This is a genomic window from Candidatus Palauibacter sp. (assembly GCF_965216145.1).
Classification (GTDB): Bacteria; Gemmatimonadota; Gemmatimonadetes; order Palauibacterales; family Palauibacteraceae; genus Palauibacter.
In genome coordinates this window covers 3,210,916-3,229,800 of the sequence record NZ_OZ244149.1, presented here as the reverse complement: position 1 = coordinate 3,229,800, position 18,885 = coordinate 3,210,916, and the positions used below count along the sequence as shown (strand labels likewise).

Below are 18,885 nucleotides of genomic sequence, written 5' to 3'. Positions count from 1 at the left end.
ATGGGCGGCGAACAAGCTACTTCTCCCAGGCCACCCGCTGCACCATCCCGAACCCTGCGTACAGAACGACGAGGAAGCTCCCGCCGTAGCTGACGAGCGGCAAGGGCAGCCCCGTGATGGGCAGCATCCCAATAGTCATCCCGAGGTTGACGGCCAGGTGCGCGAAGAGTACGGCGAAAACGCAGAAGGCCACGGAGCCTCCGAAATCGTCTTCCGTATCGACCGCCGTCTGCAGCACCCTGTACAGGAGCAGCGCGAAGAGCACCAGAAACACCGCCACCCCGACGAAACCGAGTTCCTCCGCGACGACGGAAAAGATGAAGTCCGTGTGTTGCTCCGGGAGGAAGGCGAGGCGTTTCTGTGGGCCCTGCGCGAACCCCGCACCGAGCAGACCTCCCGACCCGACGGCGACCTTTGACTGGACCAGCTGCCAGCCCGAACCGAGAGGATCGATCTCCGGGTCGAGGAAGACCAGAAGCCTGTTCCGCTGGTAGTCGGCGAGCGAGTTCCAGACCGGGAGGGTGAGCGCCCCGGCCGCGGCGTTCGCGAGGAGTACGCCCACGGAGTCCGGCAGGTAGGGACGGTCGATGTACAGACACGTCGCGACGATCAGGAACCACCCGCCCCACACGATCCAGTTGAAGCCGAGCAACAGACCGACACCCGGCGTCACGAGCAGGAAGATCCTGAACAGCGGGACGCTGGCCCAGAAGAGCGCGGCGATGAGGATGACCGCGAAGACGAGGGCGCTCCCCAGGTCCGGCTGCCGCAACACGAGACCGAGGGGAATGACGACGAGCAGGAGGGGTTTCCAGAGCATCACCAGCCGGTCGTATCCACCGCGGTCGCCTCCCAGAACCCGGGCCAGCATCAGGATCGTCGCCAGCTTGGCCACCTCCGCCGGCTGAACACGCGCGGGTCCCAGTTCCAGCCAGCTCCCGCTGGGGCCGGTCCCGATGACGAGCACGAGGAGCAGAAGCAGGATCGACGCCGTGTAGGCCAGCGGCGCGAGCCATTCCAGGAAGCGGATCGAGAAGCGGGATGTCACGGCGAGGACGACGATCGCCACGGCGAACCAGGTGAGCTGGCGGAGCCAGATACCGGTGGCCAGCGACCGGATGTCCACCTGCCCGGCCGAGTAGATCATGGCGATCCCCAGCGCGGTCAGAAGGACGATCAGGGCCAGGAGCGTGGGATCTCCGATCCCGGGGATGCGGCGCGACACGGTCACCCGCCCGTCTCGACCGAGGCCTCCGCGGAGGGACGGACACCGGGCGTGGCTTCGGGCGGCAGGCCGAGGGTCTCCAGATGGCGGTCGACGATTCGGGATGCCAGAGGCACGGCGAGGGAGGGCTGGTTGTCGGGATGCCCGTGCTCGACGATGGCCGCGACCACGATCCGCGGATCATACGCGGGCGCGAAACCCACGAACCAGGAATGGGGTTCGCCGTGCGGATTCTGCGCAGTCCCTGTCTTTCCGGCCATCGTCCAGCGCGAGAGGCGGCTGCCGTACGCGGTGCCACCGGGCTGGTTGACGACGCGAACGAGCGCATCGACGAGCTGCTGCCGATGGGTCTCCGACAGATCGAGCGTCCAGTCCACACGTCGTTCCGCGAGCAACTCGTCGCGCGCGAGGTGCGGCTGGACCGGCGACGCGCCCGTCGCAAGGGCGGCGTAGAACTGCGCCATCGTGAGCAGGGTCTGCGCGTTTTCTCCCTGTCCGATCGAGAGGCTCATGATCACGGACTCGAACCAGCCGCCTCGTCCGTACCGCTGGTCATACCACTCTCTGGAGTCCGGGAACCGTCCGCGGATTTCGGACGGGAGGTCGATACCCGCGGGGCGATCGAAGCCGAGCTTGACCGCCTCCTCCAGGAGCGTGTCGAGCCCGATCCGTTGTCCCGCCTGGTAGAACCAGACGTTGCAGGAGCGCTGAATCGCCTCCGCCAGATCCAGCCGCCCGTGTCCACGCGACAGCCAACAGCGGAAGAAGCGGCCCTGGTAGGCGAGCCCGCCCGCGCACGTGTGCGTGTGGTAGGTGTCGATCGTGAGGTTTCCCGTCTTCATCCCGATGGCGGACATGATGAGCTTCCAGGTCGATCCGGGCGGATACTGGGCCAGGGTGACCCGGTTCAGGAGCGGCTTGTCGGGATGCTCGCGCAGTGAATTCCAGAGATCGAGCGGGATTCCTCCGATGAAGGCGTTGGGGTCGAACGTGGGGTGACTGTAGAGGACGACGACCTCTCCCGTGGCGGGGTCGATGGCGACCACAGCCCCACGCATGTCCGCCGGGAAGATCGAGTCCGCGAACAGCTGCAGGTCGAGGTCGATGCCCAGGTGCAGATCGTCGCCGGGTTGTGAGTTCAGCCCCTGCGCGACGCCGAGCTCCCGAACGATCGTGCCGAGCGCATTCACCTCCACGTACCGGACCCCGTTTCGTCCGGCGAGTCGGCTCTCGTACTGCGCCTCGAGACCCGCCTTCCCGACTGCCTGGCCGGCGGCGTATTCGACGTAGTCGGGCCGCGCCAACTCCTCTTCGTTGATCTCTCCCACATACCCGATGAGGTGCGCGACGGCGGAGCCCGCCGGATACCGCCGGCGGGGACGCTGGGCCACGGTCACGCGGCGGAACTGCGGGCGGCGCTCCTCGATGAAGGCCACCTGTTCGAAGCTCGCGTTCTCGCGCACGACCAGCGATTCGTGGGGCCTGGCGCGATTCCGCTCCAGCAGCTCCGTGCGCCACTCGGGAGAGAGCTCCAGTTGGTCGGCGAGGCGGTCGAGACCGGCGGCAATCGAGTCGCGCGGGCCCGGCAGGAGCGAAAGGTCGTAGCCCGGTACGTTGTCCGCGACGGCGCGCCCGTAGCGGTCGTAAATGGTCCCGCGCGCCGCCGGAACCGTGACGCTCCGGAGGCGATTCTCGCTCGATTGGAGCGTGTATCGATCCCCGCTGAAGAACTGCAGGCGAAGAAAGCCCCACGCCAGCAACAGCAGGAGAACAAACAGCGCGCCGGCCGCCCCGCGCCCGCGCCGTCTCCGGAACTGCGGATCTCCGTTACCACCCCTCATCTCAACCCCTCCCCGACCGGCCGTGACGAAGCGTCAGGCTCCCGCCGTGACGAAGCGATCGACCAGCCAGCACAGAACCGTGGTCAACGCGGCCGACGCCGGCGCGTTCACGAGAAGCGCGCCCATCGAGGCGTCCCCCTGGACCAGCAGCGCCACCGAGGCCCGCAGGGCCCACGTCCCAAGGAACATGGAAGCTACCACGAAGGTGTCCGAGTCAGAATATACGATGCGGCGAAGCCAGCCACCGATGCACGCGAAGATGGAAAAGAGAAACATGGTCAGGCCCAGGGGGCCGAGGGAGATCGACGCCTCGAGCAGGCCCAACAGACACCCGAACACGGCGGCTCGACCCCAACGCAAGAGAAACGAACCCAGCAGGAGTCCGCCCGCGAGCAGATCGGGCCCGATCGGCCAGCGGCTCCACAGCGGATGGAGAGCGAAGTGCAGCAGCAGCAACAGAAGGACGGTGAGCCACTCTCTCCGAACTCTCACCGACGGGCCGGCAACGTGTCCACCGTGCCCGCCGCACCCTCCGTCTCCGTCTGATCCCCTACGACCCCGGGCTCTTCTTCCGCGGGGAGATCGGGACGCTCCCAGACGAAGACGTCACTGACTTCCTGTGGCCACACCGCCGGCTCGACCACGTAGCGCTTCATCCACCCCGCCTCGGGTTCCGACGGCTCCCGGACGTGCCCCACCGGAACGCCCGGCGGGTAGACGGCGCCGATCCCGGTCGTCAGGAGCAGCGTTCCCGAGGGGATTTCGGCCTGGAAGGGCGCACCCTCGAGCAGCAACAGCGGCTGTCCGCCCTCGAGGCGCATCGGCCTCAAGAATCCCGACACGGCCCCGTCTTCCGTCATCACGCTGACGCGAAAGTCGGCGTGGCTCCAGAAATCTCCGCTGACCCCGCGCCCTTGCGGCGCTCTCGCGACGCCCACCAGGCCGAGTCCGGTGAACACGCCGACGGGCAAGTCCAGCTCCGAGGGATCAGGGCCCGACAGGAAGAAGACGTCGGGATTCCCTATCAGAGGTCGACCGGGATAGACGACGGCGGGCAGCGTGGATCCGATCCGCCGCGCCGCGCGCCCGTTGTCCGGAGGCGCCTCCCCGACGGAGCCGGACCGCGCGCGATATCGCATGAGCAGTTCCGTCAGCGAATCCCGCTCCGCGACGAGCACCCGGTTGCGTTGCTCGATCTGCCCGCGCTCCGAAACGACGCGATGGAGCCAGAGGAACGGATAGAGTACCGTCCCCCGGACGGCGGACTCGATCTGGCCCTGCTGTTCCCGGGGAAGGCTCGCGGCGATTCCGCTCAAACCGAGCACGACGACAAGGGCGACCACTTCGAGCGGCCGGCGGCGCGGAGGACGGGCGCCCGGGTAGCTCACGGTCGCCGGGAGTCCCGCATCCCGGTTCCGGCCCTCACGGCACGGCTAACTGGTAAGCACTCCACGGTACCGCCCGAAATTCTCGAGGATCTTTCCGCACCCCCGAACCACGCACGTGAGAGGTTCCTCATCGACGTGGATCGGGAGCCCCGTCTCTTCCGCAAGCAGCGTATCCAGACCGCGGACCAAAGCCCCTCCTCCGGTCATCACGACGCCCCGGTCCACGATATCGGCTGCGAGTTCCGGCGGCGTGATCTCGAGCGCGCGTCTGACCGCGGCCACGATCTGCTGTATCGGTTCCTGGAGGCACTCGCGGATCTCGGCCGAATGGACCCGGACGGTCTTCGGAATCCCGGACACGAGATCGCGGCCCTTCACCAGCATCTCCCGGTCCTCGTCCGTGGGATAGGCCGATCCGATCTGGATCTTGACGGCTTCCGCAGTGGGCTCCCCGATGAGGAGATTATAGTTCTTGCGGAGAAAGGACACGATCGTCGTGTCGAGTTCGTCGCCCCCCACGCGAATCGACGTGTCGGCGACCGAACCGGAGAGCGCGATCACGGCGATCTCGCTCGTTCCGCCCCCCACGTCGATGATCATGTTGCCGGTCGGCGTCTCGACGGGCAGTCCGACGCCCACCGCCGCCGCCATCGGTTCGGCGACCATGTAGACTTCCTTGGCACCGGCCGCATGCGCGCTCGATCGGACGGCCCGGCGCTCGAGTTCCGTGATCCCGGAGGGCACACCCACCACCACGAGCGGCCGGATCTTGAAGAACCGCGACGTCATCACCTCCTTGAGGAAGTAGCGGATCATCATCTCGGTGACGTCCACGTCGGCGATCACGCCGTCCTTCAAGGGTCGGACCGCTTCGATCCCGCTCGGGGTCCGGCCGAGCATCCGCTTCGCGGCGAGGCCTATGCCCACGATCCGCCCGGTTTCCTTCCGGACGGCGACGACGGACGGTTCGTTGAGGACGATCCCTTCGCCTTCCACATGGACGAGCGTATTCGCCGTGCCCAGATCCACTCCGATCTTGCTGACCGGGAGGAGACTGCTCCGCAGCGACCACTTTCCCATCTAGGAGTTCGGACCTTGGACGAGTTTCGAGGTTGCGCGACTGCGGGACACGGGAGGCGGGCCTCCGAAGTGGCGGGTCTCATGGGGAGCGCCCCGCAGGAGGGCGCCAGACGCCGCAATGTATGGGTGCTGTCGGGTGCGGGAAAGTCGGTTTTCAGGGCATTCCGGGGCACCGTACCGGCGATCAGCCCCGAAACGCATCGAGGGGCGTATGCTCGAGGTGGAAGGCGTCGGCGACCGCGCCATAGGTGACGCTTCCGCGGGCGACATTCACGCCGAGGGCAAGATCCGGGTCGACCAGACAGGCGGCCTCCCAGCCCCGTTCCGCCAGCCTGGCGACGTACGGAAACGTGGCGTTCGTGAGCGCCAGCGTAGACGTCCGCGGTACGGCCCCCGGCATGTTGGCCACGCAGTAGTGGATCACCCCGTGGACCGTATACGTCGGGTCGTTGTGCGTCGTGGGGCGGGCGGACTCGACGCAACCACCCTGATCCACCGCCACGTCGACGACCACGGAGCCGTCCTTCATGCGCCGCAGGTCGTCGTGCCGCACGAGTTTCGGCGCCTTCCCGCCGGGGACGAGGACGGCTCCGATCACGACATCGGCGCGCTCGATCTGCTCGAGGATCGAGTGCCGGTTCGAGTACAGGGTATCGACGCTCGCCGGCATCACCTCCGCCAGGTAGCGGAGCCGCGGCAGGCTCACATCGAGGACCGTCACGTGGGCGCCGAAGCCGGCCGCGATCGTGGCCGCGTTGGATCCGACGACCCCGCCCCCCAGGATGACGACCTCGGCCGGGAGCACGCCGGGCACCCCGCCGAGCAGGATCCCGTATCCGCCCGAGGTCCGCTCCAGGTACTTGGCCGCTTCCTGAACGGCCATGCGCCCCGCCACCTCCGACATCGGCGTGAGGAGAGGCAGTTCGCCCGTCGGGAGCTGGACCGTTTCGTAGGCGATCGCGATGCAGCCGCTCTCAATCGTCCGCTGCGTGAGCCGCTCGTCGGCCGCGAAGTGGAAGTAGGTGAAGATGACCTGTTCCGGCCGCATGAGATCGTACTCGACCTCGATGGGCTCCTTGACCTTGACGATCAGCTCCGCCCGTGCCCACACGTCCGACGCCGAGTCGAGCATCTGGGCGCCGGCGGCCCTGTAGACGTCATCCGGGAAGCCACTGCCAAGACCCGCGTTGCTCTCGACGCAGACCGTGTGGCCGGACAAGACGAGCGACTGGACCCCTGCGGGGACGAGCGCCACCCGGTTCTCGTCCGTCTTGATCTCCTTCGGCACGCCGACGATCATCTTGTTCGCTCCGGGCGAAGGATCACCTTCCGATCGGTGCGGATCCCGCGAGGGCGGGCTCGGGCGCCAATTCGAGCGTGGCGAGCCGGTCGGGGGCGAAGTAGGCGGCGGCTTCGCGACATTGGTCCCGGTCGACCGCGTCGAGCCGGGAGGCCACCTCATCGAGTGTACGATAGCGGTGCCCGTACAGGGCGATGCCTGCCAGTCGGCTCATCCGCGCGACGGGTGATTCAAGTGAAATCAGGAACTGGCCCTTGAGCTGGCTCCGGGTGTCGTCCAGCTCGGCTTCCGTCAGTCCCTCCCGCGCGAGACGAGCCAGTTCCCCGGTCAACGCCTCCCGCGCTTCGTCCGCCGTCTCGGGCCGGGTGCCGACGTAGGCGCCCACGTGCCCCGCCCGCGAGAAGAAGGCGTGGAAGCTGTATACGGAGTACGCGAGCCCGCGCTCTTCGCGGATGTGCTGGAACAGCCGTGAACTCATGCCCCCGCCGAGCGCGGTCGACGTGACGTAGATCGCGTAGCGCAGCGGGTGGCGGTACGGGATCGAGAGTCCGCCCATCACGATGTGCGTCTGCCCGCCACCCGGGCTCCGGAGGCGCCGGAAGCCGGTCCCGCCGACCGGCGCGGGGGGATCCTCGGGGGCCGATCCAGGCGCCCGGTCGGGGAGCCAGCGCGCAAGCCCGGCCACCAGAGCCTCGTGCTCGACCGCTCCCGCCGCCACGACGACCACGTTGTCCGGGCGGTATGCGCGCCCGTGCGCCGCCGCGAGCGCGGTCGCCGGGAGCGACCGTACCGACGCCCGGGTCCCGAGGATCGGCTCGCCATACGGGTGTCCTCCATACAGGAGGCGGGCGTGCTCCTCGAACGCGACATCCTCGGGGACCTCCGCTGCCGCCGCGATCTCCTCGAGCACGACGTCCCGTTCCACTTCGAGATCGCGCTCGTCGAGGAGGGGCCGGAAGGCGAGGTCGCAGAGCACGTCGAGCGCGACATCCAGTTCGCCGGCCGGCACCCTGGCCTGGAAGGCCGTGGATTCGTGCGTCGTGTACGCGTCGAGCGCACCCCCGAGGCGTTCCAGCTCCCAGGCGAGATCCCGCGCGGAGCGGCGGCGCGTCCCCTTGAAGACCATGTGCTCGAGCAGGTGCGACACGCCACTCTCGGCCGGGTCCTCGTGCACACGCCCCTGCCGCACCCAGAGACCGAGAGCCACCGAGCGAACCGAGTCCATGCGCTCGCTCAGCACGGTCATCCCGTTCGGCAGACGGGTCCGGTGGACCGCCCGGTCCAGCCGCTCCGACCCCGCACGGCCCGGGTGGGGGTCTCCGCCGGCCGCCGCGACCGGCTGCGCGCTCCCGGCGGGCCCGTGCGGTCGCGGGCCCGCGTGGATCGTGCTCAGCCCTTGTCCGCGGACGCGAGGGCCGCGCGGCGGGAGAGCTTCATGCGTCCGCGATCATCCACCGCCAGCAACTTCACCTTCACTTCGTCGCCGGGCTTCACGACATCCTCGGTCTTGTCGGTTCGCCCTTCCTCGAGTTCGGAGATGTGGCACAGCCCCTCGACGCCGGGGATGATCTCCACGAACGCTCCGAAGTCCGTCGTGTTCTTGACCACGCCGCGGTAGATGCGTCCGACCTCGGGCTCCTGCACGATGGCCTCGACCATCTCTCGCGCGCGCTCGGCGCCCTCGCCCGTGGGGGCCGCGATCGTCACCACCCCGGTATCCTCGACGTTCACATCCGTTCCCGTCTCCTCCTGGATCATCCGGATCGTCTTCCCCTTCGGCCCGATGACCTCGCCGATCTTCTGGGGGTTGATCTGGACGGTCACGATCCGCGGCGCGTGCGGCGACATCTCCTCGCGGGCCGCAGGCAGCGTTTCGTTCATGACGGCCAGGATGCGCAGCCGCGCGTCCCGGGCGCGGGCCAGCGCCTCCCGCATCGTGTCAACGGACAGCCCGTCGGCCTTGATGTCCATCTGGACGGCGGTGATGCCTCGCTCGGTCCCGGCGATCTTGAAGTCCATGTCGCCGAGGGCGTCTTCCACACCGAGGATGTCGGTCAGGATCTCGACCTGGTCGCCCTCCTTGATGAGCCCCATGGCAATGCCCGCGCACGGGGCTCGCATCGGAACACCCGCGTCCATGAGGGACATCGAGCCGCCGCACACTGAGGCCATCGAACTGGACCCGTTCGACTCGAGGACGTCGGACACGACCCGGATCGTGTACGGAAAGTCCTCGTATGCCGGGAGGAGCGCCTGGAGCGCACGTTCGGCCAGCAGCCCGTGACCCGTCTCCCGACGGCTCGTCCCCCGGAACATTCGGACCTCGCCCGTCGCGAAGCCGGGGAAGTTGTAGTGGAGCATGAAGGACTTCGATGTCTGCTCGCGGATGTCCACCGAGTCGATACGCTGCTCGTCTCTCACCGTCCCGAGGGTCGCCACGGCGAGCGCCTGCGTCTGCCCACGCGTGAACAGGGCCGAGCCGTGGGTTCGCGGCAGCAAGCCGACTTCGCAGGTGATGTCGCGAATGTCGTTCACGCCCCGGCCATCGATCCGCTCCCCGTCATCGAGGATGCGACGGCGCATGATCTCCTTCTCCAGCTTCCGCAGGGCCGCGCCGACATCCTTCCCGCAGCCTGGGTGCTCTTCCTCGAGGCGCCCGGTGATGTCGCCGCGCAACGCGGAGAGTGCACGTCCGCGTTCGTCCTTGTCCGCGATCTTCAGCGCGTCGCCCACCCGGCCGGCGGCGTCCATGGTGACCTTCGCGACGACCTCCGGATCGGGTCCGACGGGCTCGTACTCGAACGTCTCGGGCGCCCCGGCCATCGCCACCAGCTCGCGCTGGAGACCGATGAGCTCGACGATCGCTTCCTGTCCGACGCGCATCGCCTCCAGGAACTCCTCTTCCGTGGCCTCGAGGCAGGCGCCTTCCACCATCACGATCGAATCTTCGGAGCCCGCGACCACAATCTCGAAGTCACACATCTCCAGGTCGTCGAACGTCGGGTTGACGAGCCAGCGGTCCTCCATGCGGGCTACGCGCACTGCCGCGATGGGCCCGTCCCACGGGATCGGCGAGAGGAGAAGCGCGGTCGAGGCTCCCAGCAGACCGATCACATCGGCATCGTTCTCCTGGTCGGCGGAGATCACGAAACAGACGACCTGGGTATCGTTGCGATAGTCGGCGGGAAACAGCGGTCGAAGCGGGCGGTCGATCTGCCGCGCCGACACCGTCTCCTTGTCGCCGGGGCGTGTCTCCCGCTTGATGAAGCCGCCGGGGAACTTTCCGGCGGCATAGGTCTTCTCCCGGTATTCGACCGTGAGCGGGAAGAAGGGGAGGTGCGTGGGCTTGCGGTCTGCGGTGGCGGTGACCAGCAGCGCGGTCTCTCCGTATTGAACGTAGACGGCGCCGTCCGCCTGGCGGGCCATGCGGCCCGTTTCCAGGATGAGGGGCCGACCATGGAACTCGGTTTCGATTCTGTGCGTCATTCTCTTCTTCTCTTCTCTTGTCTTGTCTTCGGTGGCGCCACGGGCTTTCCGGGCGCCGCGCCGGCCCGCGACGGTCGCGGGTCTCATGGCGCGTCTTCGTGTCCTTGCATCAGCTTCTTGCGTCAGCGCAACGGGCGCGGAGGGGTGAGACTCGGCTCCGGCGGCCCGAGACGAGGGAAAAACGGCGGGTGGCCCGATGAAGCGTGCCGTCGGCGGCGGACGGCGGAGAGCCTGGGGGCCGGACGTCGCCTCAACGGCGTAGTCCGAGCTCCTCGATGACCGACCGGTAGCGGTCGAGATCGGTCGTGCGAAGGTAGTTGAGCAGTCGGCGGCGACGGCCGACCATCTTCAGGAGTCCCCGGCGGCTGTGATGATCCTTGGGGTGGCTCCGGAAGTGCCCGGTCAACTCCTCGATACGAGCCGTAAGCAGCGCGACCTGCACCGGCGCCGACCCCTGATCGTTCTCGCGCCGCGAGAACTTCTCTATGATTCCCTGCTTCGTCGTCTTTTTCACGTCGTTCGATATCCCTCGGTCCCTGCCCCTCATTGCGCGGAGGAGCCGGGAGAATTTGCCGGCCGCCCATCCGGGGCGTTTCAGATACAGTCCATAAGTGTAGATTCGGCGCTCGTCGCTGTAAAGGTACACGCTTACGCGGCGCCGCGCCCGCATGGCCTGTTCACCGAAGCCACGCCGAAGTCACGACCGCGAGGATCTCCAGGCTCAGGCACGTGCCCGCCCAGAGGAGAAGCGCCCCTCGCGGTCCGATTCCCAGGTTGGCGAGCCAGGAGGCCTCGCCCCGGCGGCGCTGGTCGATCCACGCCAGGAAGACGCAGACCGCGACGAGGGGCAGCGACACTTCGCCCACGAGCACCGATCCGGTCGCGCCGCCCTCTTCCGGCAACGGGACGGCGCCGCGCAACGCCGCGAGCACGACCCGGAGCATGACCCAGATCACGGCCACCGACGCCGCGACCGGCAGCGGGACCCGTACGGCGCGCCGAAGCCACGCCGCCCCGCGCTGCGGAACGCCGACCGGCGCGTGGCGGGCGAGGCTCGCCGCGACCGGGGCCGGAGCGGAGGCTGCGGCACTCAGGGGGGAGTCGCGAGGTCGGCGACGGCCGAGGTATTGGCCGACGAATTCGGGATGCTCCCAGGCCTGCTCCGGAGACCCCAGGACGCGCGTCCCGCCGGCGACGATCCACACGACTTCATCGGCCACGGCCAGCAGCAACTCGACCTCGTGCCCCGTCACCAGCACCGCCGCACCCCGCCGCGCCGCCTCGCGGAGAGCTCGAGCGGTTCGGCTCTGATGGTCGGGCGACAGTCCCGCGAGAGGCTCGTCGGCGATCAGGCAGACGGGATCACGAAGGAGGGCCAGGGTGAACTCCACGCGTCGGCGCTCTCCACCCGAGAGTTGCCAGATCCGGGAGCGCACGAAGGGAGCCACATCGAGCGGATCCTGATTCGGCGGCGGTTCGGACCGCGGGAACGCCGCCCGCAACGTCTCGAGGTGCGTCTCCACGCGCTGCCGCGGCACCGCGAGGCCGCGGTCGGGGAGGAAGAAGAGGCCTTCGCGCGCCATGCGGGCGAGTCGGGGGCGGAGCGTCGCGCCGCCCCGCCAGATCACGCTCCCGTTTTGCGCAGCCTCGAGCCCCAGGCCACAGCGCACGAGCGTGCTCTTCCCCGACCCGTTGCGCCCCAGCAGCACGGTCACCTGCCCCGGCCGGACATGGACGGACGCCGCCTTGAGCACCTCCGTCTCTCCGAAACGCTTCACGAACCCCTCCGCCGCGAAGACCGGCCTGGCCGCTGCCTGCCCGGCCTCGCTCACATGCCGGGGCGATCGGGCGAACGGCAGTCGGGGCCCTCGAGGGATGGCGCGTAGAGCACCGCGCGCGGCACCACGTCGTCCTCGCGAACGCCGAACACGAGTCCCTCGTCGCCCGTGATCCGCAGCGCTTCCTCGTGCCGCGACCGCGCGACGAGTTCTCCGCTCGCCGGGTCGACGACCTCGAGCACCGTGTCCAACACGCGGTTGAGCCGGAGCTCGGCGGGATTCAGGTCGGCGTTCTCCTGCCAGTTCTCGTCCGCGACCCACGTCGCGATCCACAGCAGGCCCTGGGCGAAACGGAGGCTCATCACGACCGACGGGGTCGGCGCCGTGATCGGCGCGCCCGGCTGCGGTGGGCCGGGATCGAACCAGCCGGCCTCGCCTGTAAGACGAAGGACCGGCTCGCGGTCCCCGTCCGCCTCCCACGCCTCGAACGCGTACCCTCCGGGCCGCGCCGACCACAACCGGCCGCCGCCGTCCAGACCCACCGGCCCGCGGAAGAAGTTCGCGGTCCACGGCTCCGCGGACACGGACCCGAGGCGCGCGAGCGTCGTCCCCTCGCCATCGACCACCTCCGTCACCACGCTCAGCCCCCCGTCGCCGACCCCGAAGCCGGACACGAAGAAGCGGGCGTCTCCATCGAGGGCGACGAAGTCCAGGACCTGAAGCGTGCGTATTTCCACGGTCTGCAGCACCTCGCCGCCAGCCGACACGCGCGTGATGCGGCGGTTGCGGATGTCCAGAATCAGCAGGCTCCCATCGGGGCCGAGGCGGATGCGCCCCGGCAGCCGGTACTCTCCCGGGCCGTCGCCCGCTGCCCCCAATGTGCGGCGAAAGCGCCCCTCCGCATCGTAGACCAGCAGCTCCCCCCGGTTCTCCGGACTCGCGACGACGAACTCTCCGTCCCGGGTGCGCGTGATCTCCGGACGCACTCCGATCGTTCCCGTGTCTTCCAGTTCGCCGAGGCGAAGAACCTCGCGCAACCCGACGGCACAATCCGGAGGATCCGTCGAAATGGACATCAGCTCCTGGGCGGAAGCGGTTGCCGGAACCCCCGGCATTGCGAGCAGGCTCGCTCCAGCCAGCGTGGCCAGGAGCATCTCATGAGATCTCATCGACAATTACCCATCACTACCCATCACCGTTATCCATGCCGCTCAACGTCGCGCGAAGAACTCGCGCCCGGCCTCCAGATCTCGTCGCATCTGCTCGATCAGTCCAGCCTGCGTCGCGAACGGTCGCACCTCCCGCAGCCTGTGGAGGAACTCCACGACGACCCGCTCGCCGTAGATGTCCCGCTCGAAGTCGATCAGGAACAGTTCGATCGTCGGGGGCGAACCCGCGAAGGTCGGACGCGGGCCCAGGTGCAGCAGCCCCTCCCTCAGTTCGGTGCCTACACTCGCGCGCACCGCATAGATCCCCTCGGCGGGCAGCAGCTTGTCCGGCGGCGGGGGCGTGAGGTTGGCGGTCGGGAAGCCGAGCGTCCGGCCGCGCCCCAGGCCGTGGATCACGGTCCCACGCAGCGAGTAGGGACGGCCCAGTCCCGCGGCCGCGGCCTCCATGTCGCCCTCGGCCACCACGCGCCGGATGCGGGTGGAAGAGACGGCCCCGCTGCCTACCTGCACACCGCCCACGACGGCAACATCGAACCCGTGCACGGCCCCGAGCCGCTCGAGCACGTTCACGTCGCCGGCGCGTCCGCGCCCGAACCCGTGGTCGTGTCCGATGACGAGTTCCGACGCGCGGAGCCGCCGCACGAGGATCTCTTCCACGAACCTTTCCGGCGAATACCGGGAGAACTCGGTCGTGAAGGTGACGAACGCGACGTAATCGAGGTCGAACTGGGCGAGGATCTCCTTCTTCTCGTTCGGCAGCGTGAGGAGTTGCGGGGCCGCGTCGGGGCGGACGACCCGCAGCGGATGCGGATCGAACGTAAGGAGCACGGACGAGCCCGCGCGCGCCTGCGCCCGGCTCCGCACCTGTCGGAGGATCGCCTGGTGGCCGAGGTGGACGCCATCGAAGGTCCCGACGGTGACGACGGTGGTGTGCACGTGCGCCGGAAGCCCGCTCACGCCGCTCACGCCGGGAACACTTTCCTTGGGAGGAGCCGATCGTCGCGCGCTTCCGCGATGGCCACGAGAGCGTCGCCGGCAACTAGGGCCACCGGGCCCGCCTCGGGCTCCGCGGACGTGAGGCCCCTCCACAGCGGAGGGAGCAGATCGCCCCGTCCCACCGGCCGTCCGTTGCGCACCTCGGCCTCTTCCCGGCCGCTCAACCGGCGTTGGGGGAACCAGGGCAGGGCTCCGAGACCCGGGCGCCAGGCCGGAAGCGCGGAGGTCACCGCGTCCGCGGCTTCCTCGGGGCCTACCGCCTCCGCCAGCGGGAAGGGACCGATCCCGGTGCGGCGCAACGCGGTCAGGTGCGCGCCGGCGCCGAGGTCCCGCCCTATGTCGCGGGCCAGCGCACGCACGTAGGTGCCGGTAGACACCTGGGCGCGGAAGCGGACGCGCGGCAAGTCGACCTCCGTGACCGTGAGTTCGTGGAAGACCACTTCGCGGGCCTCCAGGGCCGGCCGGTCTCCGCGACGGGCCAGATCGTAGGCACGCTCGCCGCCGACGCGACGCGCCGAATACACGGACGGCACCTGACGTCCCTTCCCCACACGGGCGGCGAAGGCGGCTCGGACCCGCTCTCCCTCGAAGTCCCGCCAGGCGCGGCTCTCCGAAACGGTCACCCCCGTGAGGTCGTCCGTGTCGGTCTCCCGTCCGAGTTCCAGCGTGGCCTCGTACGACTTCGGGAGGGCGTGAAAGAAGTCCGCGAGCCGCGTGAACGCTCCCACGAGCGCCAGGAGCAGCCCGGTAGCAAAGGGATCGAGCGTCCCGGTGTGGCCGACCCGGCGGACGCCGAGCGCGCGCCGCAGCCGAAGCATGATGTCGTGCGACGTGGCGCCGGCCGGCTTGTCCACCAGAAGCAGACCCGCGTCAGGCCTCACTCGGCCCGTCGCTCTCGCGCACCTGGCGGAGGAGCGCTTCGATCCGGCTGGCGTGTTCCGGCGTCTCGTCCGGCAGGAAGCGGAATTCGGGAATCTTCCGGAGCCGGAGTGACCGCCCGAGTTCGCGGCGAATGAAGCCGATCGCGTGCTCCAGGCCCTCGATACCCTCCGCCACATCACCATCGGACCGCACATAGACCGTGGCGAAGGAAAGGTCCCTCGTCGCCCGTACGTCCGTCACCGTCACGCCATCCAGCCGGGGATCCTTCAGCGGACCCATGAGCAGCCGCGAAAACTCCCGCCGGAACAGCTCGCCCAGGCGCTCGCCCCGGTGGCGGTGGCTCACTTCCCCGCCCCCGCCTCACGCCGCCGGATCAAAGGAACTCCCTGTCCGACTCGACGACGTGCGCCCGAGGGTCCGAGCGCAGGAAGCGGTCCACGCCGCCCAGCACGGACTCGGCGTGGCGGCGATCACCGGAGACGACGGAGACCGTGATCTCGGCCATCGACGCACGGTCCTGCAGGCCGGTCTCCGCGGCCGAGACCCGGAACTTCCCGATCGCCCGCTCGCGAAGGCCACGGATGACCGAACGCTTCATCTTGAGCGACCGGCAGCCCGGAAGGTGAAAGACCCAGCGACCCACCCCGATGACGGCCACGACACCTCGCGCGGCGTCAGCCGGCCGGTGCTCCGGAGAGGGTGCGGGCGACTTCCACGACCTCGAAGCACTCGATCACATCGTCGGTCTTGATATCGTTGTAATTCTCGATGGAGATGCCGCACTCGTACCCGCCCCTGACCTGACGCACGTCCTCCTTGAACCGCCTCAGACTCTCGATCCGCCCCTGGTAGATCTGGATCTGGTCGCGGAGCAGGCGGATGGGGAGGTTGCGCCGAATCTCGCCGGACTGGACGTAGCAGCCGGCGATCGTCCCCGCCTTGGGGACGCGGAAGAGTTCCCGGATCTCGGCCATCCCCACCGTGATCTCCCGCTGTTCGGGCACCAGCAGACCCTCGAGGGCGAGGCGGATCTCCTCGACCGCCTCGTAGATCACGTTGTAGATCCGGATCTCGATCGATTCGCGCTCGGCCGTGGCCGCGGCGCCCGCGTCGGGACGTACATGGAAGCCGACGATGATCGCCTGCGAGGTCGAGGCGAGCAGGATGTCGGACTCGTTGATGCCGCCGACCGCCCGGTGGATGACCTCGACCGAGACTTCGTCCGTCGAGAGGCGCTCGAGGCTGTCGGAGAGCGCCTGCACGGATCCGTCGGTGTCGCCCTTGATGACGATGTTCAACCGGGCGCGTTCGCCGGCCTTGACCGCCTCGAACACGTCCTCGAGACGCGTCCCCGTGGCCTTGCGGCGAATGTCCTTTTCACGCTCGAGCTGCTGGCGTCGGCTCACGATCTCGCGGACGCGAGCCGCGGGAAGGACGACGAGGGAATCACCGGCCTGCGGAACGCCCTCGAGTCCGAGCACCCGCACCGGGATGCCGGGCCCCGCGCGGTTCACCTTCCGGCCGCGCTCGTCGAGCAGCGCCCGGACCCGTCCGGCGTGCAGCCCGCACACGAAGTCCGCACCCACCCGCAGCGTGCCACTCTGGATCAGGACCGTCGCCACGGCCCCCATGCCCTTGTCGAGTTGGGCCTCGACCACGGTGCTGCGGGCGTCACGATCCGGGTTCGCCCCCAGCTCGAGCAACTCGGCCTGGAGGAGAACCTTCTCCATCAGGTCTTCGAGTCCAACACCCGTCTTCGCGGACACATCCGCGCTCAGGACGTCGCCTCCGAACTCCTCGAGCACGACTTCATGCGCGAGCAGTTCCCGCTTCACCTTGTTCACGTCGGAGGTCGGGAGATCGATCTTGTTGACCGCCACGACGAGCGGTACGCCCGCGTTCCTGGCATGGCTGATCGCCTCGATCGTCTGCGGCATCACGGAGTCGTCGGCCGCGACGACCAGGATCACGACATCCGTCACCTCCGCGCCACGCGCGCGCATGGCGGTGAAGGCCTCGTGACCCGGCGTGTCGAGAAACGTGATCGTGCGTCCTTCCGGGAGTTTCACGTGATAAGCGCCGATGTGCTGCGTGATCCCGCCCGCTTCGCCCGCGATCACGTTGGTCCTGCGAATGCGGTCCAGCAGCGAGGTCTTTCCGTGGTCGACATGACCCATGACGGTCACGATCGGGGGCCGCGGCGCGAGCTTGCCCTCCTCGTCGGCGTCGTCCTCGTCGACGGTGGCGAGGTCCGCCTCGAAGGCCTCCTCCCGGATCGCGCTGTAGTCGGCTTCCTCGCAGATGAGCTCGATCTGCTCGAAGTCGAGGCGCTGGTTAATGGTCACCATCAGACCGAGGTTCTTGAACGCAGATGTGATGATCACCTGCGGGGCGACCTCGATGAGATCGGCGAGTTCCGACACGGTGAGGAATTCATTGACCCGTACCGTGGCCTTCTCCACCTCCCGCTCGATTTCGCGCTGCTCCTTCTCGGCCTCGCGCTGCTGCTGCTGCGTATCCCGGCGCCGCTTCCGCGTCGGGGACTGACCCATCGCGGCGAGCGTCTTTCTGAAGTTCTGCTGAACCGCGTTCCGGTCCACCCGACGGCGCTTCTTCCGTTCCCCGCCCCTGGCCTTGCGACGGCCGTCGACCGTGTAGCCCGCGGCCGAGATCCTCACCTTGCCTCCCGCGCCGGCCGAGGCGGTCGGCCCCGACGCGGCGCCCGGCGGCGCGTCCGCCGGCATGTCGCGTCGCACCGGCTTGGGTCGGCGCGCGCGGCGGGACGGTGCGGTCGGCTCTTCCGCAGCGGGTTCCGGCGCGTCCCCGGCGACATCGGCCTGGTCGACTTCCGCTTCGACCGGCTCGGTAGGCTCCTCGTCCGCGGACTCCTCCTCCGGCTCGACGATCGCCTCGGGCTCCGGCTCCGGGATCTCCTCCACGGCCGGGGCTTCGACGGCCTCCCGGATCTCGACCACGGAATCGACGGCCTCCGGGACCTCCACGACGGCCTCGACCGGCGGCTCGACCACCGCCACCTCCGTCGTGTCCGGGGCAGGAACCGGATCGGCCGCAGGATCGGCGGACGGCTCCACCGCGTCGGCGACCTCGGTCGCGGACGTGTCCGACGGTGTGAGCGAGGGGGGCGTCGCGCGGCGACGACGCCGACGGCGGCGCACACGGGTCGCGGTTCCCGCCATGGCTTCGCCGCGCCGTTCGCGCTCCAGCCGAGCGTGAAGGCGCGCCACGTTCGTCGGATCCACGGTGGACATGTGGCTCCGCACGGGCACATCCATTTCGCGAAGCAGCTGGATGAGGTGACTCGTCTCGAGTCTCAACTCCTCCGCGACCTCGAAAACACGTTTCTCTGTCAAGGCACCTGCTCTTCCGGGTCTCCTGCCGACCCGGAGCTGTGATCGCCCCCCGCGGGAGCACACTCCGCTTCGAGAATCCGCGCGGCCAACGCCACATCCGTGACGCCCGCTACGGCGACATCGTTCCTTCCGAGCGCCCGTCCGAGCGCCTCCCGGCTTGCGACCGTGACGCGCGACGCCGCGCGCGCTTCGGGCGGCAAACGGCCCAGCGCATGTCGTGAGGCGTCCGACGCCACCACGAGCAACGCGAGCCGCCCTCTCCGCGCCGCGCCATCCACCGCGCGGGTGCCGAGCGCCACGCGGCCCGCCCGCATCGCGATCCCGAGCAGACCGAGCCTCCCGTTCGCGACCGTCATCGCGGGCCGCCTC

Annotated in this window: 17 protein-coding genes; all 17 read right to left on the bottom strand. The window is 68.9% G+C overall.

Annotated features, from left to right (window positions below; genetic code table 11):
- Positions 1–16: 16 nt before the first annotated feature.
- A complete protein-coding gene (gene rodA / locus ACOOHF_RS13760; RefSeq protein WP_420462123.1) occupies positions 17–1,231 on the bottom strand; it encodes a rod shape-determining protein RodA in 1,215 nt (404 codons plus the stop codon).
- The gene (gene mrdA, locus ACOOHF_RS13755) at positions 1,228–3,066 is read right to left on the bottom strand and encodes a penicillin-binding protein 2 (protein WP_419935399.1); all 1,839 of its coding nucleotides are present in this window, start codon (positions 3,064–3,066) and stop codon (positions 1,228–1,230) included. The genes rodA and mrdA overlap by 4 nt, the downstream gene beginning before the upstream one ends.
- Positions 3,067–3,099: 33 nt before the next feature.
- Positions 3,100–3,558 carry a hypothetical protein gene (locus ACOOHF_RS13750; protein WP_419935398.1) on the bottom strand — a complete coding sequence of 153 codons (459 nt, stop codon included), beginning with the start codon at positions 3,556–3,558 and terminating at the stop codon, positions 3,100–3,102.
- A complete protein-coding gene (locus ACOOHF_RS13745) occupies positions 3,555–4,454 on the bottom strand; it encodes a rod shape-determining protein MreC (RefSeq protein WP_419935397.1) in 900 nt (299 codons plus the stop codon). The genes ACOOHF_RS13750 and ACOOHF_RS13745 overlap by 4 nt, the downstream gene beginning before the upstream one ends.
- 45 nt (positions 4,455–4,499) lie before the next feature.
- Complete coding sequence (locus ACOOHF_RS13740) at positions 4,500–5,534, bottom strand: rod shape-determining protein (protein WP_419935396.1); 1,035 nt, start codon at positions 5,532–5,534, stop codon at positions 4,500–4,502.
- A 184-nt stretch (positions 5,535–5,718) separates the two neighbouring features.
- Positions 5,719–6,834 carry an alanine dehydrogenase gene (ald, locus tag ACOOHF_RS13735; RefSeq protein WP_419935395.1) on the bottom strand — a complete coding sequence of 372 codons (1,116 nt, stop codon included), beginning with the start codon at positions 6,832–6,834 and terminating at the stop codon, positions 5,719–5,721.
- 22 nt (positions 6,835–6,856) lie between these two features.
- Complete coding sequence (locus ACOOHF_RS13730; RefSeq protein WP_420462122.1) at positions 6,857–8,080, bottom strand: M16 family metallopeptidase; 1,224 nt, start codon at positions 8,078–8,080, stop codon at positions 6,857–6,859.
- 143 nt (positions 8,081–8,223) lie between these two features.
- Complete coding sequence (locus tag ACOOHF_RS13725; RefSeq protein ID WP_419935393.1) at positions 8,224–10,320, bottom strand: polyribonucleotide nucleotidyltransferase; 2,097 nt, start codon at positions 10,318–10,320, stop codon at positions 8,224–8,226.
- A gap of 250 nt (positions 10,321–10,570) precedes the next feature.
- Positions 10,571–10,867 carry a 30S ribosomal protein S15 gene (gene rpsO / locus ACOOHF_RS13720; RefSeq protein ID WP_420464374.1) on the bottom strand — a complete coding sequence of 99 codons (297 nt, stop codon included), beginning with the start codon at positions 10,865–10,867 and terminating at the stop codon, positions 10,571–10,573.
- 130 nt (positions 10,868–10,997) lie between these two features.
- Positions 10,998–12,098: an ATP-binding cassette domain-containing protein gene (locus ACOOHF_RS13715; RefSeq protein ID WP_420462121.1), complete on the bottom strand. Its 1,101-nt coding sequence runs from the start codon at positions 12,096–12,098 to the stop codon at positions 10,998–11,000.
- A gap of 50 nt (positions 12,099–12,148) precedes the next feature.
- Complete coding sequence (locus ACOOHF_RS13710; protein ID WP_420462120.1) at positions 12,149–13,267, bottom strand: 6-bladed beta-propeller; 1,119 nt, start codon at positions 13,265–13,267, stop codon at positions 12,149–12,151.
- Positions 13,268–13,309: 42 nt separating this feature from the next.
- Positions 13,310–14,233, bottom strand: a complete 924-nt coding sequence (locus ACOOHF_RS13705; RefSeq protein WP_419935390.1) for a bifunctional riboflavin kinase/FAD synthetase — start codon at positions 14,231–14,233, stop codon at positions 13,310–13,312.
- The gene (gene truB, locus ACOOHF_RS13700) at positions 14,230–15,144 is read right to left on the bottom strand and encodes a tRNA pseudouridine(55) synthase TruB (protein ID WP_419935389.1); all 915 of its coding nucleotides are present in this window, start codon (positions 15,142–15,144) and stop codon (positions 14,230–14,232) included. The genes ACOOHF_RS13705 and truB overlap by 4 nt, the downstream gene beginning before the upstream one ends.
- Entirely contained in the window at positions 15,134–15,490 is a 357-nt protein-coding gene (gene rbfA / locus ACOOHF_RS13695; protein WP_419935388.1) for a 30S ribosome-binding factor RbfA, read from the bottom strand. Before rbfA ends, truB begins: the two co-directional genes overlap by 11 nt.
- Positions 15,491–15,518: 28 nt before the next feature.
- On the bottom strand, positions 15,519–15,803 hold the full coding sequence (locus tag ACOOHF_RS13690) for a DUF503 domain-containing protein (RefSeq protein WP_419935387.1): 285 nt from the start codon (positions 15,801–15,803) through the stop codon (positions 15,519–15,521).
- 16 nt (positions 15,804–15,819) lie between these two features.
- The gene (gene infB / locus ACOOHF_RS13685; RefSeq protein ID WP_420462119.1) at positions 15,820–18,516 is read right to left on the bottom strand and encodes a translation initiation factor IF-2; all 2,697 of its coding nucleotides are present in this window, start codon (positions 18,514–18,516) and stop codon (positions 15,820–15,822) included.
- A complete protein-coding gene (locus tag ACOOHF_RS13680) occupies positions 18,513–18,872 on the bottom strand; it encodes a L7Ae/L30e/S12e/Gadd45 family ribosomal protein (protein ID WP_419935385.1) in 360 nt (119 codons plus the stop codon). The genes infB and ACOOHF_RS13680 overlap by 4 nt, the downstream gene beginning before the upstream one ends.
- Positions 18,873–18,885: the final 13 nt, after the last annotated feature.